The organism is Duganella rhizosphaerae, assembly GCF_040364205.1.
In the GTDB taxonomy this organism is placed as follows: Bacteria; Pseudomonadota; Gammaproteobacteria; order Burkholderiales; family Burkholderiaceae_D; genus Rugamonas; species Rugamonas rhizosphaerae.
The window spans coordinates 83,434-107,295 of record NZ_BPWK01000017.1; the positions used below are offsets into that span (position 1 = coordinate 83,434).

The following is a 23,862-nucleotide window of genomic DNA, read 5'->3' on the forward strand; positions in this document are numbered from 1 at the left end:
CGACCATGTTCAAACCTAACTTCTCCCTGACCCTGCGCCATGCCGCGATGGCGCTGGCGCTGAGCGCATGCGCCGGCCTGGCCTCGGCCCAGACCCTGCACGTGGAACTGAACACCGCGTCGCTGGGCGGCAGCGGCTTCCTGGACCTGCAGTTCAATCCGGAACAGGTGCCGGCCAGCTTCGCCAGCGCCACCATCAGCCACCTGTCCGGCTTCGGCGACCTGAGCGGCGTCAGCGTGCTGGGCGACGTCCACGCCAACAGCGGCGGCTTCGTGTTCGGCAACACCACCGACTACAACGACCTGTTCCAGGCCATGTCCTTCGGCGGCAAGGTCAGCTTCGACGTCACCTTCGGCGGCCTGTCCGATCCATCGCCGGTCGCACTCCAGAGCAAGTTCGCCGTGTCGCTGTTCGGCGCCAACGGCACGACCGCGCTGGGCCACTTCAACCCGCAGGACAGCAGCCTGATGTCGATCACCTGGCAGCCGACCGCCGGCGCCGGCGCGCTGTCGTCGGACATCACCGATCACGCGATCGGCAGCATCAGCGCGGTGCCGGAGCCATCGACCTGGGCCATGCTGGGCGCCGGCCTGGCGCTGGTCGGTTTTGCGCGCCGCCGCAAGCTCGCCGCCTAAGCTTCGTTCTTGCAAAAAACGACATGTGCGCTTGCGACGCTCAAGATCGTCGCAATGCCACATGTTGTTTTTTCGTTTAGACGGTACCTTCTAAATGGCAAGTCGTGCAGGCGGGCACTAGATCTCCACTGGATATATATCGCGAAACTCTAAATCCCGGTTGGAAATCATATTAGTAATGCCAGATTGCTTGTTGCATAGTTCTTCCTTTACACGGATTTGCCATGCGACCCGCCCATATCCTTGTCATTGAAAACGAGCCTGCGATCCAGGAACTCATCGCCCTCAACCTGAGCATGGCCGGGCACGAAGTGCGCCGCGCGCGCGACGCCGAAAGCGCGCTGCTGATGCTGGAAGACAGCCTGCCGGCGATGGTCATGCTGGACTGGAACCTGCCCGGCCAGTCCGGCCTGTCGCTGATACGCCGGCTGCGCGCGCAGCCGCGCACGCGCGACCTGCCGATCATCATGGTGACCGCCCGCTGCGGCGAGCCGGACAAGATCATGGCGCTGGAAAGCGGCGCCGACGACTACATGACCAAACCCTTCAGCCCGCGCGAGATGGTGGCGCGCGTGCACGCGCTGCTGCGCCGCCTGCAGCCGCCGGCCCAGCCGCAAGCGGCGGACGCGGTGCAGATGGCCGGCCTGCGGCTCGATCCGCACACGCTGCGGGTGACGGCCGGCGCCCGCGAGCTGGCCATGGGCCGGGTCGAATTCAAGCTGCTGAACTTCCTGATGAACCACCCGGAGCGGGTCCACACCCGCGCCCAGCTGCTCGACCAGGTGTGGGGCAACGCCGTCTACCTCGACGAGCGCACCGTCGACGCCCACGTCGGCCGCCTGCGCAGCGCGCTCCAGCCCAGCGGCCACCAGGAGCACATCGAAACCGTGCGCGGCAGCGGCTACCGCTTCGTCGCCTGGGAGCAGGGCGCCAGGGCGGTGCGCGAGGCCGCCAGAATTTAAAGATGGAACACTGATGATGGAACAACTGGTCATCTTGAGCAAGCTGGAGCAGGAATACCTGCTGCACGCGATCGAAGCGGTGCTGCCGGTGCGGCAGGCGCGCCAGCTGTGCCTGTGGACCCAGGGCCAGTTCCAGGCGCTGCTGCCGCACCGCATCATGGTCTGCCTGCAATTCGGCGCGCAGGACGAGCTGCAGCACGTCGAGTGCATGCACAGCACGGTGCTGGACGCCGGCCTGCTGGCCCGCCTGGGCGACAAGGCCGACGGCCTGGCGCTGCGGCTGGCGCGCCACTGCCGCGACGGCCTGCGGCTGCCGGCCATGCTGGACGCTACCGCCACCGGGTTGGCGGACACGCCGCGCCAGCCGCTGGCGCCGTTCCTGGACGAGCTGCGCGCGCTGGGCCTGGACAACCTGCTGCTGCACGGCACCGAGCGCCTGCCGGGTGGCTCGACCTTCTTCGTGCTGTTCGGCCTGCCGCACCGGCCGCGTCCGCGCCATGCCTACTTCTTCGAACTGCTGCTGCCGCATCTGCACCTGGCGCTGCAGCGGGTCGGCCAGCAGCAGCGCCAGGCGCGCGCCGGCGCGCTGGCGCGGCCGGTCAGCGCGCGCGAGATGGAAATCCTGCACTGGGTGCGCGAGGGCAAAAGCAACGAGGAAATCGGCCTGATCCTCGGCATCAGCGGCCTGACGGTGAAGAACCACCTGCAGCGGACCTACCGCCTGCTGGGCGTGTCCAACCGGGCGCACGCGATCGCGCGCGGCATGGCCTTGCACTTGTTCGAACAGCCGCCGGCGCCGCTGGCGTACGCCGCCTGAGCAAAAAAAAGCGCCGGGCCTCGCGGCCCGGCGCCATTCACCGCATCGACAGCTTACTGGGCGCCGACGCCGCGTGCGATCCGGTCTGGCTGCGCCAATGGCACCGGATTATTGGTTTCCACTTTCAGCACCGTGGTGGCGGCGACGCCACCGTCGAGACCGAGGTACTGGATGCCGCCGTAGTAGCGGGTGCCGGCCGCCAGGCCGGACCAGCTGGCGCTGACCGACGCCGTGCTGGCCGCATACACCTGGCTCGGCACGGCGACACGCAGCGCGCCACCGGTGTCGCCGCGGGTCACCACGGCCGACGACAGCTTGAAGTCGGTCGCGCTGCCGTTGGCGGCGGCGTAGCCGATCACGCACACGCTATAGCTGCCGGCGTCCGGCGAGGTCAGGATCACCGACTCGTTGGCGCCGCCGTGTCCGCTGTAGCCGACGATGTTACCGCCGCTCAGCACCGCGAGGTCGAGATCGTCGCCGCCGTTGCCGGAGCTGGTGTCGGCGTTGAACAGTTCGAACGCCGCCACCACCGTGTTGGCGGCGATGCTGACCGGCACCACGCTGGTGCCGGCGGCGCCGCTGTTGCAGGCGGCCTTCACCTGATCGAGCGTGTCGACCGAACCGGTGGCCGCCTCGGCCACCGTCATGGTGGCGCTCTTGGTGACTGCCTTCATGCCGCCGCTGGCGGCGTTCATGCGGCCCGAGAAGCCGGTGCCGACGGTCAGCGAGGCGTTGCCGGTGACCTTGGTGCTGGCCAGCAGCGCCGGCGCGGTGACCGGCTTGCCGCTGCGGGCCGTGACCGGGATGCGCACGATGTGGCTGCCATCGGTCCAGGTCAGCGAACCGTACTGCCAGACGTTGTCGGCGGCGTTGGTGCGGGTCAGCTTGACGGTGAAGCTGCCGGTCGCGCCCGGCGCCAGGCTCAGCGACGACGGCGTTACCACCGCCGTGTAGCCGCTGATGCTGGTGCTGGCGTTGTAGGTCGCCTGCGCCGTGCCGACGTTGGTGACGTTGCGGCTGACGGTGACGCTGCCCAGCACATTGCCCAGCGTGATCGACGGCAGGTTCAGGTTGTAGCCGGCCAGGGTGCCGCTGCTGCACTGGCTGGTGACGCCGGCGCCGCACAGGTATTTCTTGTAGTCGGTCGCGCCGGCGTCGTACACCAGGCCCGGATCGGTGGCGCCGCTCGGGTTGTAGGACTTGCCGTCGGCCGGACGCAGCATGGTGCCGAACGGATTGATGTGGCCCGCGCCCTGTGCCCATGGCAGGATGCCCTGCTGGGTGCCAGCCAGGCCGTCGCTGAAGGTCGGCGTGGCGGTGGTCATCAGCGCCGACTTGATCGCCGCTGGCGACCAGCCCGGATGCTGCTGGCGCAACAGCGCGGCCACGCCGGCCACGTGCGGCGCGGCCATCGAGGTGCCCTGGTACAGCGCCCAGGCGGCCTGCGGCGGCAGGGTGCCGGTGTTGAGCGAGGCTTGCTGCGCTGGCGTCAGTTCCGGCGTCACGCCGGCCAGGATGTCGACGCCGGGCGCCGCCATGTCAGGCTTGAGCACGTTGCCGTCGCTGAGGTTGGGGCCGCGCGACGAGAAGCTGGCGATCACCGGCGCCGGCGACGAGCCGACCGCGTTGACGAAGTGGGTCAGCGCGGCGGTGCTGTTGGCCAGCTGGGCGTAGGTTTTGACCAGCGCGCCATCGGCGGCCGACAGGTGGACCGTCGGCACCGAGTGCACTTCGGCCACCAGGCCGGCGCCGTTGTCGACCATCACCATGCCGACGCCGCCGGCTTCCTTGACGGCCAGGCTCTTGTCGACGCGGGCGTTGGTGCCGCGCACGCAGGTGACGATCTTGCCGGCCACCTTCGCATGGTCGAGCACGGCCACGCCGCCGTTCGAGCCGGCGCTGTAGCACAGCTTGACGAGGTTGGCGTCGGCGCCGGCCACGGCCGCGTCTTCCGACCGGATGATCGGGGTGCCGGCCGGCAGCGCGTCGATGTTGAGCGAGGCGCCGCTGTAGCTGGCGCCGCTGCCCAGCTTGACGTCGGCTTTGAGGAAGCGGTTGTGGCTGGCGGCGGCGATGGTCGACAGCCACGGTCCGATGTGGTTGACCGTTTGCGCCGGGCCGTCGTTGCCGGCCGAGGCCGAAACGAACACGCCGGCGTTGGTGGCGCGCAGGAAGGCCTGCTCGACCGCGTCGTTCGGCGTGGTGCCGCCGCTGATCGAATAGTTGATGACGTGGACGCCGTCCTGCACGGCGCGGTCGATCGCGGCCACGCTGTCGTCGGTCCAGCAGCTGTTCTTGCCGCCGGTGGCGTCGGTGGCGTCGTTGTAGGTCCAGCACACCTTGTACATGGCGATGCGGGCGCGCGGCGCCATGCCCGACACGGCGCCCATCGGGATGCCGTTCAGGACCGAGGGCACGCCGTTGTTGCCGCCTGCCGTGCTCGACGTGTGGGTGCCGTGGCCGCCATGGCCGACGGTGCCGCCGATCGAGTCGCGCGGCGAGACGAATTCGGTCCAGTGCAGCGATTTGCCGGTGGCGTCGAAGCCGCTCTTGAAGTAGCGCGCGCCGATCAGCTTGTTGTTGCAGGAGGCCACGGTGAAGCCCTCGCCGGTCTGGCAGGTGCCGTTCCAGTTGGCCGGCGCGCTGTAGGCGATGCTGCCGCCCTGGTCGAAGGTCGGCACGCCGTTGCTGTCGACGCGGTCCGCGTAGGAGGGATTTTCCGGCCAGATGCCGCCGTCGACCACGCCGATGACGATGTTCTCGCCCGCGTGCTCCTTGCCGCCCAGCTGCGCCCACAGGCCGTTCGGGCCGTCCAGGCCGAGGAAGGTCGGGGTGTAGTTGGTCAGCAGGTGGTTTTCCGTGTTGGCGGTGATGGTCGACACGGCGCTGTTCGCTTGCAGGGTGCGCACTTCATTGTCGGTCAGCATGGCCGAGAAGCCGTTCAGCACCACCTTGTAGTCGTGGTTGATCGGCGCGTTCGGCACCAGCGCCTTGACGTCGGCCTGCTTCTGGTCCAGGTAGTCCATGTACAGCTGCACCGTTTGCGCGGTCATCTGCAGGCGCGAGCCGGGCGCCGGCTGGGTGGCGGCCAGGCCGGCCACTTCGCCGTTGTAGGCGGCGACCGGCTTGTCGGCCAGTTGCACGATGTAGGAGCGGCGGGTGTCGTCGGCGTGGGCCAGCGACGCGGCGCCGGCCAGCAGCAGCGCGACGGCTGCGGCGACAGGATTGAGTTTCATCATTGTTTTATCCTTGAACGTGAGGGGGCTTCAGACTTTGCGGCGGCGGGCGGCGGCTGCCAGGCCCAGCAGGCCGGCGCCGAGCATCATCCAGCTCGACGGCTCGGGCACGGCGCTCACGGCCGAGGTGACGATGTTGTCGATCGCGAACTGGCCGCGGTCGCTGTTGAACACGGTGCAGGAGCCGCCGGCGTTGCAGGCGTAGCCGTAGACATAGAACTCGGAGAACAGCGTGGTGCTGAAGCTGCCGCTGGTGCTGTAATTGGCGAACTCGAAGCCGTTGGGACCCGGGGCGCCGAGGTTGAAGGTGGCGGTCTGGGAGCCGGACGCGCCGTTGGCCTGAATCTTCAGCAAGCCGGTCACGCTGGGATTGGTCGGGTCGACCGGTCCCAGGAAGGCGGCCTGGAACGACTTGATCATGAAGCTCTGATGGTCCTGATCGCGGGTGGCGTACATCACGCTGTCGTTGACGGCGGCCAGGTAGGGGGTGTTGGTGATCGGGCACTGCAGGCTCAGCGCGCACTGGTTGGCCCCGTCGTCGACGATCATGCCGACGTAGTCGCCGGGCTGGGCAAAGCCGGAGTTGGAGAAGTTTTCAATGTAAAAGCCATTGTTCACGTACGACGTTTCACCGTTGTACATCGCCGCGCCGGTGAGGTTGTTGAAGTCGATGGTGGTGGTGGCATGGGCGGCTGGCAGGATAGCCAGCGCCAGCGAGCCGGCCAGTGCCGCTTTGATATAGCGGGACAGCACGCGGTGCAGCGGTGACTGCACGGCGGTAGAGACGAAATCATCTTGCATGGAAAAACCCCTTTGATGTTTTAATTTATTGACAACACCCACAACCCTGACTGCTCATTGATCAGGTTGCTGTCGAGTATAGGCATAATTACAATTGGAGTAGGCAATTGGTTAACGATTTTTATACTTGTTAAAGGCCGTTTTTCCGCGCTTAGTTTTGTTTTGACAATGACAGTTGGATGACGGGATTCTTATAGTTTTATTTTGGAAACGTGATGAAAGAACCACAAATTGCCAGAAAGGAAAAGATGGAAGACTTGCTATTTTCGTGCCGTCGTGTCGACTTTCAAGAAAAGATTGTCCGGTATGCAAACCGCATGGTAGCCTCTGACTTCGTGCCGGTAGGCGTGGCGAATTAAGGAGTCGTTCGGATGGAAGTTGCAAAGAATCACCGTCAAACCGCAGCCCACAAGGCTGGTGGTTTTACCTTGCTGGAATTGCTGGTCGTCATCGTGATCATCGGTTTGCTGGCGGCCTATGTCGGTCCCAAGTATTTCGCCCAGCTGGGCAAGTCGGAAGTGACCATCGCCAAGGCGCAGATCGAAGCGTTCGAGAAATCGCTCGACACCTACCGCCTCGACGTCGGCCGCTACCCGACCACCGACGAGGGCCTGGCCGCGTTGCTGGTCGCGCCGGCCACGGCGGGCGCCAAGTGGAACGGCCCCTACCTGAAGAAGGGCGTGCCGCCCGATCCGTGGGGCCATCCTTACCAGTACAAGGCGCCGGGCAGCAAGTCCGAGTTTGAAATCACTTCGCTGGGCCGCGACGGTCAGCCCGGCGGTACCGGCGAAGACGCCGACATCACTTCCCAATAAGTCTCGCCGTCACGGAAAGTAGTTTTCGCCATGCAGTTCGATGTCCGCACCTTGTCGGCCGATATGGCCATCTCCCATCTGGTGATCGATGGCCGCGATGAGGCCGACGCGCGCCGTCAGGTGGAGGCGCGCGGCCTGTACGTCAGCGCCATCGCCCCGGCGCGGGGCGGGCTGGGCCTGCGCGGCGGCAAGGCGCGCGGCAAGGGCCTCTCGCTGGTGCTGTTCAGCCAGGAACTGCTGGCGCTGCTGACCGCCGGCCTCGGCATCGTCGAAGGCCTGGAGGCGCTGCTGGAAAAGGAAACCAGCCCCGTCACGCGCAGCGTGCTCGAGCGCCTGCTGGCCGGCCTGCGCGAAGGCCAGCGCTTTTCCGCCGTGCTGGCCGAGCAGCCGGAACTGTTCCCGCCGCTGTACATCGGCATCGTCAAGGCCGCCGAGGGCACCTCGGACCTGCCGCGTTCCCTGTCCCGTTTCATCGACTACCAGCAGCGCATCGACCTGGTGCGCGGCAAGCTGGTGTCGGCCGCGATCTATCCATGCATCCTGCTGCTGGTCGGCGGCGGCGTCAGCCTGTTCCTGATCGGCTACGTCGTGCCGCGCTTTGCCGAGGTCTACCAGGGCGCCGGCCGCAACCTGCCGTGGCTGTCGCAGCAGATGCTGAACTGGGGCCAGTTCGCCGGCGCCCACACCACCTTGCTGCTGGGCGGCATCGCCGCCGTGCTGGGCGCGCTGGTGCTGGGCGCGCGCCAGCTGATGGGCAACGGCGGCTTCGCCCGCCTGATGGGGCGCCTGCCCGGCATCGGCGAGCGGGTGCGCATCTACGAATTGTCGCGGCTGTACCTGACCTTGGGCATGCTCAGCGAAGGCGGCATCACCATCGTGCACGCGATCGAGACCGTGCAGGGCATGGTCTCGGCCGGCATCCGCCAGAACCTGCAGACGGCGCGCGCCGACATCGAATCGGGCCTGCCGCTGTCGACCGCCTTCGAGGCCAGCCATCTGACCACGCCGATCTCGCTGCGCATGCTGCGCGTGGGCGAGCGCACCGGCGACATGGGCCCGATGCTGACCCAATCCGCGGCCTTCTACGACGGCGAAATCAGCCGCTGGATAGAGCGCTTCACCCGCACCTTTGAACCGCTGCTGATGGCCGCGATCGGCCTGGTGGTCGGCGCCATCGTGGTGCTGCTGTATATGCCGATTTTCGATCTGGCCGGAGACATGTCATGACGGCCCAGGCCACCCCGCACCTTGTCGCCGCTACGCCGGCGTTGGACATGGCCCTGGTCGCGCGCGCGCGCCACCTGCGCAAGCAATCGAAGCGCACGCTGGTCGAGGAACTGGTCGCGCTGACCGACATGGAGCCGCGCCTGGTGGTGCAGGCGCTGGCGCAGCCGTTCGGCATGGCGGTGCTGGAGACCATCGACATGCTGGGCTACACGCCGGCCTTCGACCTGCTGCCGCTGTCGCAGGCGTTGGCGCGTCACTGCGTGCTGCTGCGCGCGCACGACGGCACGGTGGTCGGCGTGATCGCCGACCCCTTCGACCTCGATCTGCAAACCTGGCTGGGCACGCAGGCGCGCGCCACGCCGCACGCGCCGCTGCACACCCGTCTTGCGCTGCAGGCCGACATCCAGGCCTACCTGTCGAAGCAAGAGGAATCGGCGCGCGCCACCGACACGCTGCTGCCCGGCGCCAGCGAAGGCCGGCGTGACGGCAAGACCGCCGCCGTGCTGTCGTTCGCCTCGGTGTCGGAAGCGGCCAGTCCCGCCGTCCGCCTGGTCAACTCGACCCTGTACGACGCCTTGAAGGCGGGCGCCTCCGACATCCACCTGGAAAGCACCGCCGGCGGCCTGGCCGTCAAATACCGCGTGGACGGCGTGCTCGATCACGCCACCTCGGTCAACGGCATCGACGTGGCCGAGCAGATCATCTCGCGCCTGAAGGTGCTGGCGGAGCTGGACATCGCCGAACGCCGCGTGCCGCAGGACGGCAGCTTCCGCGTCGAAGCCAATTCGCGCGAGATCGACCTGCGCGTCTCCATCATGCCGAGCATCCACGGCGAGGACGCGGTGATTCGTATTCTCGACAAGCGCGCCATGATCGAGGCCTACGGCTCGCTGACCTTGGAAGCGCTGGGCTTCGACGCGCCGTCGCTGGCCACGTTGCGCGTGCTGGCGCAGGAAGCCTACGGCATGCTGCTGGTGACCGGGCCCACCGGCTCCGGCAAGACCACCACGCTGTACGCGGCGCTGACCGAGATCCACAACGGCCGCGAGAAGATCATCACCATCGAAGACCCGGTCGAGTACCAGCTGCCGGGCATCCTGCAGATCCCGGTCAACGAGAAGAAGGGCCTGACCTTCGCCAAGGGCCTGCGTTCCATCCTGCGGCACGACCCGGACAAGATCATGGTCGGCGAGATCCGCGACCGCGAGACGGCGGAAATCGCCGTGCAGTCCGCGCTGACGGGCCACCTGGTGCTGACCACCGTCCACGCCAACAACGTGTTCGACGTGTTCGGCCGCTTCACCCACATGGGCATCGATCCGTATGCGTTCGTGTCGGCCTTGAACGGCATCTGGGCGCAGCGCCTGGTGCGCATCAACTGCCCGCACTGCGCGGCGCAGTACACGCCGGATGACCACGAGCTGGCCAGCGTGGGCCTGGCGCGCGCCGACGTCTACGACTACCGCTTCATGCAGGGCAAGGGTTGCGGCGACTGCCGCGGCACCGGCTACAAGGGCCGCCGTTCGATCGCCGAGATCCTGACCCTGAACGACGAGATCCGCGAGCTGATCGTCGACAAGCGGCCGATCCGCCAGATCAAGCAGGCGGCCTACGAGAACGGCACGCGCAGCCTGCGCCTGGCGGCGCTGGAACTGGTCAAACGGGGCGGCACCACGCTGTCCGAAATCAAACGAGTAACCTTGCATGCGTAGAGCAATTGGACAATCCCTGCGCATCGGCGTCTCCGGCTTCGCCGTCAGCCTGCTGCGCACCAGCCGCTGGCGCGGCGAACCAGTGACGGTGCTGGCCGAACATGCGTTCGCGCCGTCGGGCGAACATCCGTTCGACGCCATCGCCAACGCCTTGCGCGCGCTGCTGGGCGAGCAAATGGGCGATAAAAGCGTGGCCGGCTGGCCGGTCAGCATCGTGCTGGCCGACGACCTGACGCGCTTGTGGCGCGTCACGCCGCCGCCCGAAGCGGCGCGCCTGGCCGACATCGAAGCGGCGGCGGGCTTCCGCTTCCAGGCACTGTATGGCGAAGCGCCTGCGGCATGGCAGATCTCCGGAGACTGGAACGCCTCGCAGCCGTTCTTCGCCGCCGCCGTGCCGCGCGCCTTGCTGGCCGTGCTGCGGCTGGTGGCGCAGGAATTCAAGCTGCACGTGGTCGGCATCGAACCGCATTTCATCAGCGCCTACAACCGTTGGCGGCGCGGCGTGAAGCCGGGCGCGTGGTTCGGCCTGGTGCACGACAACTTGCTGACCTTGGCCGCCATCGAGGCCGACGGCCAGAGCATCCGCGCCATCCGCGCGCTGCCGATGCCGGCCGGGCAGGGCGCCGATCAATACTGGCTGGGCCAGACGCTGAAGCGCGAAGCGCTGCTGCTGGACATGCCCGAACCGGAACTGCTGCAAGTATGCGGCGCCGCGCCGGCCGTGTGGAGCAAGCCGGTGAGCAATCCCGCGCACATCGCCTGCGCCGTGTTGGACCAGGTGCAGCAGGCGTCCAGCGGCGGCCTGTCGACGATGGCGCTGCTGGCGCGCGGCGGGAGCGTGGCATGAGGGTCACGAACAAGCATATGAATATCGATTTCGCGCCGCGCAGCCTGCGCCGCACCCTGTTCCACACGCATCCGGCGGTGCTGGCGCTGGCCGGCGCCGGTTTGTTGTTGTGCGTGGCCGCTGCGCTGGGCGGCTGGAAGCTGGTGGAGCAGAAGCGCCTGCGCGAGCATGAGCTGCGACACCTGCAGGAACGCGCGGCGGCCATCTCGGCGCGGCCGGTGGAAGTGGCGCAGGTGGCGATACCGGAAGGGCAGGCCGCCTTCGTCAACGGCGCCATCCTGCAACTGAACCTGCCGTGGCGCGAGCTGCAAGACGCCGTGGCCGCAGCCACGCCGCGCAACGTCGCACTGGTGGCGATGGAACCGGACCCGCGCAAGCAGGTGCTGAAGATCACCGCCGAAACCAGGAACAGCGACGACATGGTGGCCTACGTGGCGGAGTTGAAGCAGCAGGAGCTGTTCAGCGGCGTGATGCTGACCCGTCATGAAATCAATGAGCAGGATCCCAACCGGCCCTTGCGCTTCCAGCTGGAGGCGACATGGATAGCCCGATGAAGAAAGTTAATGTGGCCGCCATTGCGTTGCGCGCGCGGCTGGCGTTGACGCGCCTGGGCGCGCCGGCGTGCATCGCCATTGCGCTGTGCGTGGCCGGCGCCGCTGCGTGGGCGTGGCTGCTGCCGCAACGCGCGGCGCAGGCGCAACTGATGGCGCGCCCCTTGCCGACGCCGGCCTCGCTGGTGACCGCTCCGCCGCCGCCGTCGGCCAACCAGAACCTGGCCGGCTTCTACGAAGTGCTGGGCGAGAAGCGCTACGCCGAGCAGCAGGTCAAAGTGCTGTTCGACCTGGCGGCCAAGAACAACCTGTCGCTGAGCCAGGGCGAGTACAAGGCCGGCTACGACAAGGCCAGCCGCGTCAGCACCTATCAGATCCTGTTGCCGGTGAAGGGGCCGTATCAATCGATCTGGCAGTTCGCCATGCAGGGCCTGCGCGACATGCCGTTTGCGTCGCTGGACGAAGTCGGCTTCCGCCGCGAAGCCATCGCCGAACCCACGGTGGAGGCGCGTTTGCGCTTCACCCTGTACCTGAAGGACGGCGAGCCATGAAGCCTTATCAAATCGCGATGGGTCTCGCGCTGGCCGTCGCCGGCGGCCTGGTGCTGTTCGGCGATAACTCGCCGGCGGGCGACATCGCCGAACCGGTGACGCGCAGCCGTTCCGCGGCGTCGACCGCGCCGACCGCCTCGCCGGCCGCCATGGCGGCCGCCCCGGCGCCGCGCGCCGGCAAGGATGCCAAGCCGCAGGCCGAAGTGGCGATCCTGCGCCTGACGCCACGCGCCATGCTGGTCGGCGAATCCGGCGAGGCCACCTTCGCCTCGGGCGAGGGTGTGTTCCAGGGCCAGAACTGGAATCCGCCGCCGCCACCGCCGCCGCCCGCATCGAACGCGCCGCCGCCAGCGCCGGTGGCGCCGCCGATGCCGTTCACCGTGATCGGCAAGGCCGTCGCCGACGGCGCCTGGGAAGTCTACCTGGCGCGCGGCGACAAGACTTACGTGGTTAAAAATCAAACCGTCATCGAAGGCACCTACCGCGTCGACAGGATCGCGCCGCCGCTGATGTCGGTGACTTACCTGCCTTTGAACCAGGTACAACAGATCAATATTGGAGTCCTCGACTGATGGCTAGTCATCTGAAGAATTTGGGCCGCCGCGCCGCGCTGCCTGCCATGCTGGCGATCGCCCTGGGCGGTTGCGCCGGACAAATGGCCTACCGCGATGGCCGCGACCTGATCGCCAAGGACCAGCTGGAAGCGGGCCTGCTCAAGTACCAGGAGGCCGTGAAGGCCGAACCGGGCAACGCCGAATACCGCTCGGCCTATCTGCTGGCGCGCGACCGCGCCACGCTGCGTTTCCTCGACCAGGCCGAGCGACAGCAGTCGGAAGGGCAGCTGGCGCTGGCGGAGCAGGGCTTCCGCCGCGTGCAGGCGCTGGATCCGCTCAACGAGCGCGCCCGCGCCGGCCTGCGCGCGCTGGAGCGCGACGACCGCCAGACCAGGCAGATGGCCGCCGCCGCCGAACATGTGAACAAGGGCGAGTACGAACTGGCCAAACAAAAGCTCAACGCGGTGCTGACGGAGAATCCCGCCAACGAGAAAGCGCGCCTGATGCTGCGCGAGGTCAGCGACAAGATCGCGCCGCCGGTGGCCGAAGCCGGCCTGGCGAAAACCTACAAGCAGCCGATCTCGATCGAGTTCCGCGACGCGCCGCTCAAGCAGGTGTTCGAGGTGATCTCGCGCCGCTCGGGCCTGAACTTCGTGTTCGACAAGGACGTCAAGACCGACCAGCGCACCACCGTGCTGCTGAAGAACAGCACCGTCGAATCGGCGATCTACTTCCTGCTGCTGACCAATCAGCTGGAGCAGCAGGTGATGGACGCCAACACCATCCTGATCTACCCGAACGTGGCGGCCAAGCTGAAGGAATACCAGGAGATGACGGTCAAGACCTTCTTCCTGGCCAACGCCGAAGCCAAGCTGGTGGCCAATACTCTCAAGACCATCCTCAAATCGCGCGACGTGGTGGTCGATGAAAAGCTCAACCTGCTGATCGTGCGCGACAGCCCGGAGGCGATCCGCCTGGCCGAGAAGCTGGTGGCCCTGCAGGACGCGCCGGAAGCGGAGGTGATGCTGGAGGTGGAGATCCTGGAAGTGAAGCGGGGCAGCGTGATGGACCTGGGCGTGGTGTGGCCGACCGGCGTCGGCCTGACGCCGCTGTCGACTTCTGGCGGCACCAGCATCACCATCCGTGATCTGAATAACCTGAACCAGCGCACCATCGGCGTGACCGGCATCGCGCTCGGCGTCAACGCCAACAAGAACGATACCGATTCCAACCTGCTGGCCAATCCGCGCATCCGCGTGCGCAACAAGGAAAAAGCCAAGATCGTCATCGGCGACAAGCTGCCGGTGATCACCACCACCGTGTCATCCGGCGTGGGCGGCTTCGCCAGCGACAACGTGACCTACGTCGATGTCGGCCTGACGCTCAACGTCGAGCCGACGGTCTACCTGAACAACGAGGTGGCGATCCGCGTGCAGCTGGAAGTGAGCAACCTGACCGGCACCATCACCACCAAGAGCGGCGGCACCGCCTACCAGATCGGCACGCGCCAGGCCACCACCATGTTGCAGTTGAAGGATGGCGAGAATCAGGTGCTGGCGGGCCTGATCAACAACGAAGAGCGCGGCACCGCCAACCACGTGCCGGGCGCGGGCGACCTGCCGATCGTCGGCCGCCTGTTCGGCAGCAAGCGTGACGACAGCCAGAAGACCGAGATCGTGCTGTCGATCACGCCGCACCTGATCCGCAACGTGCAGCGGCCGGAAGCCTCCGCGTCGGAATTCTCGGCCGGCACGGAGGCGAGCTTCCGCCGCCGCCCGGACCTGAGCGCGCGCCCCAACGTGGCGATGCCGCCGTCGCCGGGCGCCTTGCCGCCGCCGGCGGGTGCGTTGACCGCGCCGGTGCGTCCGCCGCTGCCGGTCCAGGCCATGCCGATCTCGCAGGGACAGCCGGCGCCGCTGCCGCCTAGCCAGGGACAACAGCCGCAGCCGGTGCTGCCGCCGCCTGAGCCGGAGCCGCAGCAGCAGCAACCGCCGCAGCAACAACCGGTGCAGCAGTAAACAACGCATGATGAAAAGCGCATCATGAAACGCGGCCTCGGGTTCACGCTGATCGAGTTGCTGGTGACGCTGGCCATCCTCGGCCTGCTCAGCGCCCTGGTGGTGCCGACCGCGCAAGTGGTGGTGCAGCGCCGCCAGGAGCAGGAGCTGCGCGAGGCGCTGCACCAGATCCGCGCCGCGCTGGACGCCTACAAGCTGGCCTACGACCAGGGCCGGGTCGCCAAGACGCTGGCCGCGACCGGCTATCCGAAGACGCTGGACCTGCTGGTGGAGGGCGTGCCGGATCTGCAGAACCCCAAGCACATCAAGATGTATTTCCTGCGCCGGGTGCCGCGCGATCCGTTTAACCAGGACGCCACGCTGAGCGAGTCGCAAACCTGGGGCAAGCGCAGCTACGCCAGCGACGCCGACCAGCCGAAGGAGGGCGAGGATGTCTACGACGTCTACAGCTTGAGCGACAAGACCGGCCTGAACGGCGTACCCTATAAAAAATGGTGACCATGAAAACCAAAGGATTCACGCTGATCGAGCTGCTGGTGGTGCTGGGCATCGTGGCGCTGATGCTGACGCTGGCCGTGCCGCGCTACTTCCCCAGCATCGACAAGTCGAAGGAGGTGGTGCTGGCCGATAACCTGCGCAATGTGCGCCAGGTGCTGGACCAATACTACGGCGACACCGGCCGCTATCCCGACTCGCTGGAACAGCTGGTGGAAAAAAAATACCTGCGCGCGATGCCGGTCGATCCGATCACCGACAGCGACACCACGTGGATCGTGGTGCCGCCGGAAGACACCGGCAAGGGCGGCGTCTACAACATCAAGAGCGGCGCCCCCGGCAACGACCGCAGCGGCAAACCCTACTCCGACTGGTGATGGCTGCGCGACGCCGGAGCCGCAGCGGCGGCTTTACCTACCTGAGCCTGATCATCCTGCTGGCGATCATCGGGCTGGTGACGGCGTCGGCGCTGAAGCTGGGCTCGGTGATACAACGCAGCCGGGCGGAGCAGGAATTGCTGGATATCGGCGCCGCCTTCAGCGACGCCCTGAAAAGCTATGCCGACGCCACACCCGCCGGGCAGGCGCCACAGCCGCCTTCGCTGAAGGAATTATTGAAGGACCCGCGCTTTCCCGGCACGCGCCGGCATTTGCGCAAACTGTTCGTCGATCCCATGACGGGCAAGGCGGAGTGGGGCATCGCCTATCTCGGCGACAAGGTCGGCGTGTTGGCGGTGTACAGCCTGTCCTCGGATAAACCGGTGAAAATCGGAAACTTTCCAGCGCGCTATTCCGGATTTGAAAGTAAGAGTCATATTTCCGACTGGAAGTTTGCGATGGCGCAGGCGGGGCCGGAGCCAACCTTGATGACCGGGCCACCGCCGCAAGTCGCCGCCAAGGTGGCCGAACCACCGACGGCCAGCCCGCCGGCGCCGGCTGCGCCTAGCCCTGCCGTGCCGCCACAGCCGCCCGTCGAAATGCCGCCCGCGCCAGTGCCGCCAGAAGAGCCACAACTGCCGAAAGAGCCGGATACGCCCGAGCCGCCTCCGGTACCGCAAGAATAGGGGTTTGCAACTGTGTTAGACAAACAACAAAATATTGTTGCGTTTGCACGCGAATCATTCCGATATGTGCGCCATGAGCAAGAGAAGTGGTGAAAGGTTGCGCAGCTTGCATAAAGCAAGCACAAAACATGTTGCATCACAACATAATTTTTGCACTATGAAATAAGTTGCTCTAAGTAAAACTAAAATGGAAAATTTACAATGATAAACCGTGCTGTTATGCTATTATTTGTCCCGTAGCACTTCTACACTCCTATTAACACTACGGTGGTTGGCGAAAGCGCAGCCACAATTCGTTTGATTAAGGAAAATCACATGAAATTGAAATCTTTCGTTGCTGGCGCGCTGCTGGCCGCCGCTTCGGTTAGCGCATTTGCAGCTGATCAAATCGTCACGCTGGATCTGACTGACGTTGTATCGTTCACCGCAACCTCGCCGATTCTGCAAGGCGGCGACGACGTCATCACTTTTGGCGGCGTAACTGCTGGCCACAAGTATGACATCAGCGTGACCATCAGCTCGCAGAACATCACCTGGAACCAGGCGTTGACCAAGCTGAACGGCGTTACCGGCACCTATTCGGGCGGCAAACTGCAGTTCATCGACGTTGAATACACCGGCTTGGCGCCATTCGCGCTGACCCTGGTCGGCGGCGTAACCAACGCTAGCAAAGCCTATGGTTACTCGGGTGACGTGTCGGTGACGGCCGTACCAGAACCAGAAACCTACGGCATGCTGCTGGGCGGCCTGGCTCTGATGGGTGTTGTTGCTCGTCGCAAAGCAAAAAAAGCAGCTTAAGTTTAGCTGTGACGTAAAAAAACCCGCCTTGGCGGGTTTTTTTACGTCTGGCGCTTCAGTTCATCGGGCGGTGCGCTTGACGTCGCGCAGGCGGAATCCCATGGCAAACAGCGCCGCGAAGTACACCGCGCCGCACAGGCCGATCAACAGCATCAGCGCGCCGATCCGCAGCAGCGTGTGGTGCTGCATGCCCAGCCAGTCCACCTGCTGTCCGCCGAACCACGCGGCCACGCCCATCAGCACGCAGGCCACGGCCAATTTGGCGCAGAACAGCGGCCAGCCCGGCTTGGGTGTGTAAATGCCGCGCTTGCGCAGGCCGGCGTACAGGAAGCTGGCGTTGATGCAGGCGCCCAGGCCGATCGACAGCGCCAGGCCGGACACTTTCAGGTATGGCACGAATATCCAGTTCATCAGCTGCGTCGCGATCAGCACGCCGATGGCGATCCTGACCGGGGTGCGGATGTCCTGGCGCGCGTAAAACGCCGGCGCCAGGGTCTTGACCAGGATGATGCCCAGCAGGCCGGCGCTGTAGGCGATCAGCGGATAGGACGACTGCGTGGCCGCCTCGTCGGTGAATTTACCGTAGTGGAACAGGGTGGCGATCAGCGGCTTGGCCAGCGCCGCCATGCCCACCGCCGCCGGCAGCGCCAGCAGGAAGGTCAGGCGCAGGCCCCAGTCCAGCAGGTCGGAATATTCCTGGCTATCGCCGTCGGCCTTGGCCTTCGACAGGCTGGGCAGCAAAATCGTGCCCAGCGCCACGCCCAGCAGCGCCGTCGGGAATTCCATCAGGCGGTCGGCGTAGGACAGCCAGGAAATGCTGCCCTCGGCCAGGCGCGAGGCGATGCTGGTGTTGATCATCAGGCTGATCTGCGCGGCCGAGACGGCGAACACGGCCGGCCCCATCTTCTTCAGCACGCGGCGCACGCCCGGATCGCCGAGGCCGGCCGCCGGATTCCACGACAGGCGCGGCAGCATGCCGATCTTGACCAGCGCTGGGATCTGTATCGCCACCTGCAAGATGCCGCCGACGAACACGGCGATCGCCATCGCGTAGATCGGCTGCTCCAGGTGCGATTGCAGGAACAGCGAGGCGGCGATGAAGGAGACATTCAGCAGCACCGGCGTGAAGGCCGGGATCTTGAACTCGCGCCAGGTGTTGAGCACGCCGCCGGCCATGGCGACAAAAGCCATGAAGCTAATATAAGGGAACATCAGCCGGGTCATCCAGACGGCGGCGTCGAAGGCGCCCGGTTGCTTGTCCAGGCCGGTGGCGATGAGGTAAACAAACAGCGGCGCGCCTATAATACCGAGCGCGCTGACGAACAAGGTCGACCACACCAGCGTGTTGGCCACATGGTCGGCCAGCGTCTTGCTGGCTTCCTGGCCGTGCTGGTTCTTGTACTCGGAGAGTATCGGCACGAACGCTTGCGAGAAGGCCCCCTCGGCAAACAGGCGGCGCAGCAGGTTGGGAATGCGAAACGCGACGATGAAAGCGTCCGTGTAGGCGCCGGCGCCGAAGGCCCGGGCAAACAAGGTTTCACGCAATAATCCGGTGACGCGGGACAGCATGGTCATGCTGGAGATGGCGGCTAGAGTTTTAAGCAAGTTCATGGGGCATGATTATAGTTGCTCCTGACAGAAAACATCGCTATAATCGCAGGCTGTACAGAATTCTGTTACGCAGACACTAATGTTTGGCAGGCAGTAGTTTGACTCACATGGTTCGGCAGACGCACTGAACGCACCTGTTTGGCAAACAATAATGTTTGCAAACGCACCTTTACCCTGTTTTAGGAAATTCCATGGCAAATACCGCACAAGCGCGCAAGCGCGCTCGTCAAGCAGTCAAGCAAAACGCTCACAACTCGTCCCAGCGTTCGACCCTGCGCACCGCTATCAAAGCAGTACGCAAAGCGATCCAAGGCGGCGACAAAGCTGCTGCGACGGCAATCTTCCAATCGTCCGTGTCGACCATCGACAGCATCGCGGACAAGAAGATCATCCACAAAAACAAGGCAGCTCGTCATAAGAGCCGTCTGGCAGCTGCCCTGAAGGCACTGTCCGCTTAATTCCCCTCGCTGGGATTTAAAGCAAGAACCCGCCTGGCCTCTGGCCAGCGCGGGTTTTTTCGCATGTGCGGACGAAAGAAAGGACGTAAAAAAGCCGGCCCGAGGCCGGCTTGCTGGGATGGCAGCGATTACTTGGCTGGCATCGAGGCCGAGGCCGAAGCTTCAGCCGAGGCGGCTTTCTTGTGTTTGGCTTTCTTGGCTTTCGGTGCCGATGCGGCGGCGGAGGCCGAAGCGGAAGGAGCCGATGCCATCGGGGCCGAAGCGGCGGCCGAAGCGGATGCCGACGCCGATGGGGCGGCAGCGAAAGCGGAAGCGGCAAACAGGGAGGCAACCAGGGCAGCGATGATCTTGGACATGATGAGTTCCTTTGGCAGTTGATTAAACCAGCTGAAAAAAACGAAGATTCATATGAATCTATCTCATTAACGCCGCTCGAAAATTTCCAGTTGACACAAAAAAGCGTAAAAAGCAGAATTTTATTTGCTGCAACGCATCAATCTAGCCGGCCAGGTCCTTGGCCGGCACCTCCATCCATTCGCCCGGCATTAAGGGGTGGGTCGCCAGCGAAATGGCGCCGATGGCGCTGCGCACCAGCCGCAAGGTCGGCAGGCCGACCGCCGCCGTCATGCGCCGCACCTGGCGGTTCTTGCCTTCCTGTAAAGTAATCGCCAGCCAGCTGGTCGGCTGCCCGGCGCGGCTGCGGATGGGCGGATTGCGCGGCCACAGCCACGCCGGCTCGGCGATGTGCACCGCCTTGCACGGTTTGGTGACAAAGTCGCCCAGGTCCAGCGGCGCTTGCAGCCTGGCAAGGCTGGCGGCGTCCGGCACGCCGTCGACCTGCACCAGGTAAATCTTCGCTTCCTTGTGGTCCGGGTGGGCGATGCTGTGTTGCAGCTTGCCGTCGTCGGTCAGCAGCATCAGGCCTTCGCTGTCGGCGTCGAGGCGGCCGGCGGGGTAGATGTTGGGGATCTTCAGGTGGTCGGCCAGGGTGGCGCGGCCGTCTTGCGGCGAGAACTGGCACAGCACCTGGAAAGGTTTATTAAATAGAATGAGGGACATACTTCTCTTAAGATGATTTTGGTGTAGGCTTGACGGCCGGTGGAGGAAAACCGTGGCGCCTACTAAAATACTGGTGCATAATGTGAAACAGTGTCTTATGTCTTATAGAAGACTTGGGATAAGTGTACTAACCGGCAACAAATTCATGCCACTTCGGAGAACACGATGTATCAGCATATCAAAGTACCTGCCGACGGCCAAAAAATCACCGTCAACGCCGATTTTTCCCTGAATGTACCAGATAACCCGATCATTCCCTACATCGAGGGTGACGGCACCGGCGTCGATATCACCCCGGTCATGATCAAGGTGATCGATGCGGCGGTGGCCAAGTCCTACGGTGGCAAGCGCAAGATCAGCTGGATGGAAATCTTCGCCGGCGAGAAATCGACCACCGTGTACGGCCCGGACGTGTGGCTGCCGGAAGAAACCCTGAGCGTGCTGAAGGACTACGTGGTCTCGATCAAGGGACCGCTGACCACGCCGGTCGGCGGCGGCATCCGTTCGCTGAACGTGGCCCTGCGCCAGCAGCTGGACCTGTACGTCTGCCTGCGCCCGGTGCGCTACTTCACCGGCGTGCCTTCGCCGGTCAAAGAGCCGGAGAAGACCAATATGGTCATCTTCCGCGAGAACTCGGAAGACATCTACGCCGGCATCGAATACCAGCAAGGTTCGGAAGGCGCCAAGAAGCTGCTGGACTTCCTGGTCAAGGAAATGGGCGTCACCAAGATCCGCTTCCCGGAAACCTCGGGCCTGGGCATCAAGCCGGTGTCGATCGAAGGCACGCAGCGCCTGGTGCGCAAGGCGATCCAGTACGCCATCGACAACGACAAGCCGTCGGTGACCATCGTCCACAAGGGCAACATCATGAAGTACACCGAAGGTGGCTTCCGTGACTGGGCCTACGAACTGGCGCAAAAAGAATTCGGCGCCGAGCTGATCGACGGCGGCCCATGGTGCAAGTTCAAGAATCCGAAGACCGGCCGCGACATCATCATCAAGGATTCGATCGCCGACGCCTTCCTGCAACAGATCCTGCTGCGTCCTATCGAGTACAGCGTGATCGCCACCCTGAACCTGAACGGCGACTACATTTCCGACGCGCTGGCGGCGCAGGTGGGTGGCATCGGCATCGCGCCGGGCGCCAACCTGTCGGACTCGGTGGCGATGTTCGAAGCCACCCACGGCACCGCGCCTAAGTACGCCGGCAAGGACTATGTGAACCCGGGTTCGCTGATCCTGTCCGCCGAAATGATGCTGCGCCACATGGGCTGGATCGAAGCGGCCGACCTGATCATCAAATCGATGGAGAAGGCGATCGACTCGAAGAAGGTCACCTACGACTTCGCCCGCCTGATGGAGGGCGCGACCCAGGTGTCGTGCTCCGGCTTCGGCGACGTGATGATCGAACAGATGTAATCCAACCACCCGCACCCGTCAGCCCCGCTTCCGCGAAGGAGTGGGGCTTTTTTTTGACAGGAATTACGATGACGCCTTCCGATGCGCCGCCGGCGCCCACCCTCTGGCAAGCCTTCCGCTTCTGGCTCAAGCTGGGCTGCATCAGCTTTGGCGGGCCGGCGGGCCAGATCGCCATCATGCACCAGGAGCTGGTCGAGCGCCGGCGCTGGATTTCCGAGCGCCGCTTCCTGCATGCGCTGAACTACTGCATGCTGCTGCCCGGCCCCGAAGCGCAACAGCTGGCCACCTACATCGGCTGGCTGCTGCATCGCACGCGTGGCGGCATCATCGCCGGCGCCTTGTTCGTGCTGCCGTCGCTGCTGTTGCTGGTGCTGTTGTCGTGGGTGTACATGGCGTTTGGCCAGCAGCCGCTGGTGGCGGGCCTGTTCTACGGCATCAAGCCGGCGGTGACGGCCATCGTGCTGCAGGCCGCGCACCGGATCGGCACGCGCGCCTTGCGCAACGGCTGGCTGTGGGCCATCGCCGGCGCCGCCTTTGTGGCGATCTTCGCTTTGCAGCTGCCGTTCCCGCTGATCGTCGCCGGCGCCGCGCTGGCCGGTTATGCCGGCGGCCGCTTTTTACCGCAGGCCTTCAAGACCGGCGGCGGACATGGCGCTGCCAAGGCCTCGTACGGGGCCGCCGTCATCGACGACGCCACGCCGCCGCCGCCGCACGCCCGCTTCCGCTGGAGCCGGCTGGCGCTGGTGTGCGGCTGCGGCGCGCTGCTGTGGCTGGCGCCGATGGCGCTGCTGGTGCTGACCGCCGGCTGGCACCACACCTACACGCAGATGGCCTGGTTCTTCACCAAGGCCGCCTTGCTGACCTTTGGCGGCGCCTACGCGGTGCTGCCGTATGTGTACCAGGGCGCGGTGGTCAACTTCGGCTGGCTGACCCCGCCGCAAATGATGGACGGCCTGGCGCTGGGCGAAACCACGCCGGGCCCGCTGATCATGGTGGTGGCGTTTGTCGGCTTTGTCGGTGGCTGGGGGCAGGCGCCGTTCGGCGCGGCGCAACTGCCGCTGGCCGGCGCCGTGGCGGCCGTGCTGGTGACCTGGTTCACCTTCCTGCCGTCGTTTGTGTTCATCCTGGCCGGCGGCCCGCTGGTCGAGGCCACGCGCGACGATATCAGCTTCACCGCGCCGCTGACCGGCATCACGGCGGCCGTGGTCGGCGTGATCCTCAACCTGGCGCTGTTCTTTGCGTGGCACGTCATCTGGCCGGCCGGCTTGGCCGGTTCGCCCGACTGGGCGGCGGCGCTGATCGCGGTGGGGGCGGCGGTGGCGCTGCTGCGCTACGGGCAGAAGGTGCCGCGTGTGATCGCGGTCTGCGCCGGGATGGGGCTGCTGCTCAAGCTGCTTGTGCCGGCACTTTGATTGACGGGCAGCGCCGCTGGCGCTGGCCGTCAACGCAGGCCAGGCTTAGCCGCCGCAGGACTCTTCGCAGGCGTCGCGCTCGGCTACGCATTGGTCGACTGGCTCGCCGGCTTTAATGCATGCCTTGTATTCGACGACACAGTAGTAGGTGCAGCTGGCCAGGACAGGCGCCGATGCAGCGCCGATGCCGATTGCAAACAAAAACAGCTTCAGTTTCTTGTTCATATAGATCTTCTCCAAGTGGCTGGACGTGGATGATGCCTGCAACCGTGCCGTCCATGTACACGGCCCCCAATCCGGGTGGCGCTTAGCGGCTGGACGCGGGCTTCAGCTGTTCGAGCGCGGTTTCGATGACGGGCAGCTTGAAGCCGGTGATGCGCCGGTTGCCGATCAGTATCACCGGCACGGTGGTCTCGCCGAAGCTGCGATAGTCCTGCTGGCCTTTGCCGCCTGCGCCGATGTCGACATCGGCAAAGGGGATGTGGTGCGCGCTCAGGTAGGCACGCGTTTGCTGGCAGTAGGGGCAGGTCTTGGTGCCGTACAACACCACCTTGGTGGCGGCGTCGGGATAGTAGGATTGGAAGTTGCCTTCGACGTAGGCCGGCGTCAGCCACTGCGGCACCTTGGATGCCACCCGGCCCACGGCCAGGCCCAGTCCGAGTATCGCCGCATAGATCAGGACGGTTTTGATTTTTTTGATGTGTATGCTATTCATATGGCCCTTGGTAAGAGACGAACGGCGATTCAGGTACGTGCCTGATAGGCACTATTACCTTAACTCAAAAGATTATGCATTTTTCAATTTTGGCAATTCTATTCAA

The 23,862-nt window shown here is 65.0% G+C and carries 26 protein-coding genes; 19 read left to right on the forward strand and 7 right to left on the reverse strand.

Annotated elements, in window-relative coordinates:
• Window positions 1-5: 5 nt before the first annotated feature.
• From RUGAMON1_RS27715 to RUGAMON1_RS27725, 3 genes are all read left to right on the forward strand, one after another.
• Complete coding sequence (locus tag RUGAMON1_RS27715; protein WP_445233539.1) at window positions 6-635, forward strand: NF038129 family PEP-CTERM protein; 630 nt, start codon at window positions 6-8, stop codon at window positions 633-635.
• 224 nt (window positions 636-859) lie between these two features.
• The gene (gene phoB / locus RUGAMON1_RS27720) at window positions 860-1,597 is read left to right on the forward strand and encodes a phosphate regulon transcriptional regulator PhoB (protein ID WP_445233540.1); all 738 of its coding nucleotides are present in this window, start codon (window positions 860-862) and stop codon (window positions 1,595-1,597) included.
• A gap of 13 nt (window positions 1,598-1,610) precedes the next feature.
• A complete protein-coding gene (locus RUGAMON1_RS27725) occupies window positions 1,611-2,414 on the forward strand; it encodes a LuxR C-terminal-related transcriptional regulator (protein WP_445233541.1) in 804 nt (267 codons plus the stop codon).
• Window positions 2,415-2,467: 53 nt separating this feature from the next.
• On the opposite strand, the gene RUGAMON1_RS27730 is transcribed toward RUGAMON1_RS27725, so the two are convergent.
• Entirely contained in the window at window positions 2,468-5,653 is a 3,186-nt protein-coding gene (locus tag RUGAMON1_RS27730) for a S8 family serine peptidase (RefSeq protein WP_445233542.1), read from the reverse strand.
• 27 nt (window positions 5,654-5,680) lie between these two features.
• Entirely contained in the window at window positions 5,681-6,451 is a 771-nt protein-coding gene (locus tag RUGAMON1_RS27735; RefSeq protein WP_445233543.1) for an NF038120 family PEP-CTERM protein, read from the reverse strand.
• Between the two features lie 215 nt (window positions 6,452-6,666).
• Here RUGAMON1_RS27735 and RUGAMON1_RS27740 point away from each other — a divergent pair, with 215 nt between their 5' ends.
• From RUGAMON1_RS27740 to RUGAMON1_RS27800, 13 genes are all read left to right on the forward strand, one after another.
• Complete coding sequence (locus RUGAMON1_RS27740; protein ID WP_445233544.1) at window positions 6,667-6,810, forward strand: hypothetical protein; 144 nt, start codon at window positions 6,667-6,669, stop codon at window positions 6,808-6,810.
• Window positions 6,811-6,822: 12 nt separating this feature from the next.
• The gene (gene gspG, locus RUGAMON1_RS27745; RefSeq protein ID WP_445233545.1) at window positions 6,823-7,266 is read left to right on the forward strand and encodes a type II secretion system major pseudopilin GspG; all 444 of its coding nucleotides are present in this window, start codon (window positions 6,823-6,825) and stop codon (window positions 7,264-7,266) included.
• 30 nt (window positions 7,267-7,296) lie between these two features.
• Complete coding sequence (locus tag RUGAMON1_RS27750; protein ID WP_445233546.1) at window positions 7,297-8,493, forward strand: type II secretion system F family protein; 1,197 nt, start codon at window positions 7,297-7,299, stop codon at window positions 8,491-8,493.
• Window positions 8,490-10,205, forward strand: a complete 1,716-nt coding sequence (locus RUGAMON1_RS27755; protein WP_445233547.1) for a GspE/PulE family protein — start codon at window positions 8,490-8,492, stop codon at window positions 10,203-10,205. Before RUGAMON1_RS27750 ends, RUGAMON1_RS27755 begins: the two co-directional genes overlap by 4 nt.
• On the forward strand, window positions 10,198-11,052 hold the full coding sequence (locus tag RUGAMON1_RS27760; protein WP_445233548.1) for a hypothetical protein: 855 nt from the start codon (window positions 10,198-10,200) through the stop codon (window positions 11,050-11,052). The genes RUGAMON1_RS27755 and RUGAMON1_RS27760 overlap by 8 nt, the downstream gene beginning before the upstream one ends.
• Window positions 11,049-11,606, forward strand: coding sequence for a PilN domain-containing protein (locus tag RUGAMON1_RS27765; RefSeq protein ID WP_445233549.1), 558 nt, complete (start codon window positions 11,049-11,051; stop codon window positions 11,604-11,606). Before RUGAMON1_RS27760 ends, RUGAMON1_RS27765 begins: the two co-directional genes overlap by 4 nt.
• Entirely contained in the window at window positions 11,603-12,154 is a 552-nt protein-coding gene (locus tag RUGAMON1_RS27770; protein WP_445233550.1) for a hypothetical protein, read from the forward strand. Before RUGAMON1_RS27765 ends, RUGAMON1_RS27770 begins: the two co-directional genes overlap by 4 nt.
• A complete protein-coding gene (locus tag RUGAMON1_RS27775) occupies window positions 12,151-12,726 on the forward strand; it encodes a hypothetical protein (protein ID WP_445233551.1) in 576 nt (191 codons plus the stop codon). Before RUGAMON1_RS27770 ends, RUGAMON1_RS27775 begins: the two co-directional genes overlap by 4 nt.
• Entirely contained in the window at window positions 12,726-14,726 is a 2,001-nt protein-coding gene (locus RUGAMON1_RS27780) for a secretin GspD/PilQ domain-containing protein (RefSeq protein WP_445233552.1), read from the forward strand. Before RUGAMON1_RS27775 ends, RUGAMON1_RS27780 begins: the two co-directional genes overlap by 1 nt.
• Before the next feature lie 24 nt (window positions 14,727-14,750).
• Entirely contained in the window at window positions 14,751-15,224 is a 474-nt protein-coding gene (locus tag RUGAMON1_RS27785; RefSeq protein WP_445233553.1) for a type II secretion system protein, read from the forward strand.
• Window positions 15,218-15,598: a type II secretion system protein gene (locus tag RUGAMON1_RS27790; protein WP_116992982.1), complete on the forward strand. Its 381-nt coding sequence runs from the start codon at window positions 15,218-15,220 to the stop codon at window positions 15,596-15,598. Before RUGAMON1_RS27785 ends, RUGAMON1_RS27790 begins: the two co-directional genes overlap by 7 nt.
• Window positions 15,598-16,284 (forward strand): type II secretion system protein, encoded by a 687-nt coding sequence (locus RUGAMON1_RS27795; protein WP_445233554.1) that lies wholly within the window; start codon window positions 15,598-15,600, stop codon window positions 16,282-16,284. The genes RUGAMON1_RS27790 and RUGAMON1_RS27795 overlap by 1 nt, the downstream gene beginning before the upstream one ends.
• A gap of 315 nt (window positions 16,285-16,599) precedes the next feature.
• Window positions 16,600-17,082 (forward strand): FxDxF family PEP-CTERM protein, encoded by a 483-nt coding sequence (locus RUGAMON1_RS27800; protein WP_445233555.1) that lies wholly within the window; start codon window positions 16,600-16,602, stop codon window positions 17,080-17,082.
• 60 nt (window positions 17,083-17,142) lie between these two features.
• On the opposite strand, the gene murJ is transcribed toward RUGAMON1_RS27800, so the two are convergent.
• Window positions 17,143-18,693, reverse strand: coding sequence for a murein biosynthesis integral membrane protein MurJ (murJ, locus tag RUGAMON1_RS27805; RefSeq protein ID WP_445233556.1), 1,551 nt, complete (start codon window positions 18,691-18,693; stop codon window positions 17,143-17,145).
• Between the two features lie 191 nt (window positions 18,694-18,884).
• On the opposite strand from murJ, the gene rpsT reads away from it, so the two are divergent.
• The gene (rpsT, locus tag RUGAMON1_RS27810) at window positions 18,885-19,151 is read left to right on the forward strand and encodes a 30S ribosomal protein S20 (RefSeq protein ID WP_008446456.1); all 267 of its coding nucleotides are present in this window, start codon (window positions 18,885-18,887) and stop codon (window positions 19,149-19,151) included.
• Window positions 19,152-19,279: 128 nt separating this feature from the next.
• On the opposite strand, the gene RUGAMON1_RS27815 is transcribed toward rpsT, so the two are convergent.
• Both RUGAMON1_RS27815 and RUGAMON1_RS27820 read right to left on the reverse strand, forming a co-directional pair.
• Window positions 19,280-19,507: a hypothetical protein gene (locus RUGAMON1_RS27815; RefSeq protein WP_116992989.1), complete on the reverse strand. Its 228-nt coding sequence runs from the start codon at window positions 19,505-19,507 to the stop codon at window positions 19,280-19,282.
• Between the two features lie 142 nt (window positions 19,508-19,649).
• Window positions 19,650-20,210: a pseudouridine synthase gene (locus RUGAMON1_RS27820; RefSeq protein WP_445233557.1), complete on the reverse strand. Its 561-nt coding sequence runs from the start codon at window positions 20,208-20,210 to the stop codon at window positions 19,650-19,652.
• Window positions 20,211-20,375: 165 nt separating this feature from the next.
• Here RUGAMON1_RS27820 and icd point away from each other — a divergent pair, with 165 nt between their 5' ends.
• Both icd and chrA read left to right on the forward strand, forming a co-directional pair.
• A complete protein-coding gene (gene icd, locus RUGAMON1_RS27825) occupies window positions 20,376-21,629 on the forward strand; it encodes an NADP-dependent isocitrate dehydrogenase (RefSeq protein ID WP_445233558.1) in 1,254 nt (417 codons plus the stop codon).
• A 68-nt stretch (window positions 21,630-21,697) separates the two neighbouring features.
• A complete protein-coding gene (gene chrA, locus RUGAMON1_RS27830) occupies window positions 21,698-23,041 on the forward strand; it encodes a chromate efflux transporter (RefSeq protein WP_445233559.1) in 1,344 nt (447 codons plus the stop codon).
• A gap of 45 nt (window positions 23,042-23,086) precedes the next feature.
• On the opposite strand, the gene RUGAMON1_RS27835 is transcribed toward chrA, so the two are convergent.
• Together RUGAMON1_RS27835 and RUGAMON1_RS27840 are read right to left on the reverse strand one after the other, a co-directional pair.
• Window positions 23,087-23,266 (reverse strand): hypothetical protein, encoded by a 180-nt coding sequence (locus tag RUGAMON1_RS27835; RefSeq protein ID WP_445233560.1) that lies wholly within the window; start codon window positions 23,264-23,266, stop codon window positions 23,087-23,089.
• An 82-nt stretch (window positions 23,267-23,348) separates the two neighbouring features.
• A complete protein-coding gene (locus RUGAMON1_RS27840) occupies window positions 23,349-23,756 on the reverse strand; it encodes a glutaredoxin family protein (RefSeq protein WP_445233561.1) in 408 nt (135 codons plus the stop codon).
• Between the last annotated feature and the right edge of the window lie 106 nt (window positions 23,757-23,862).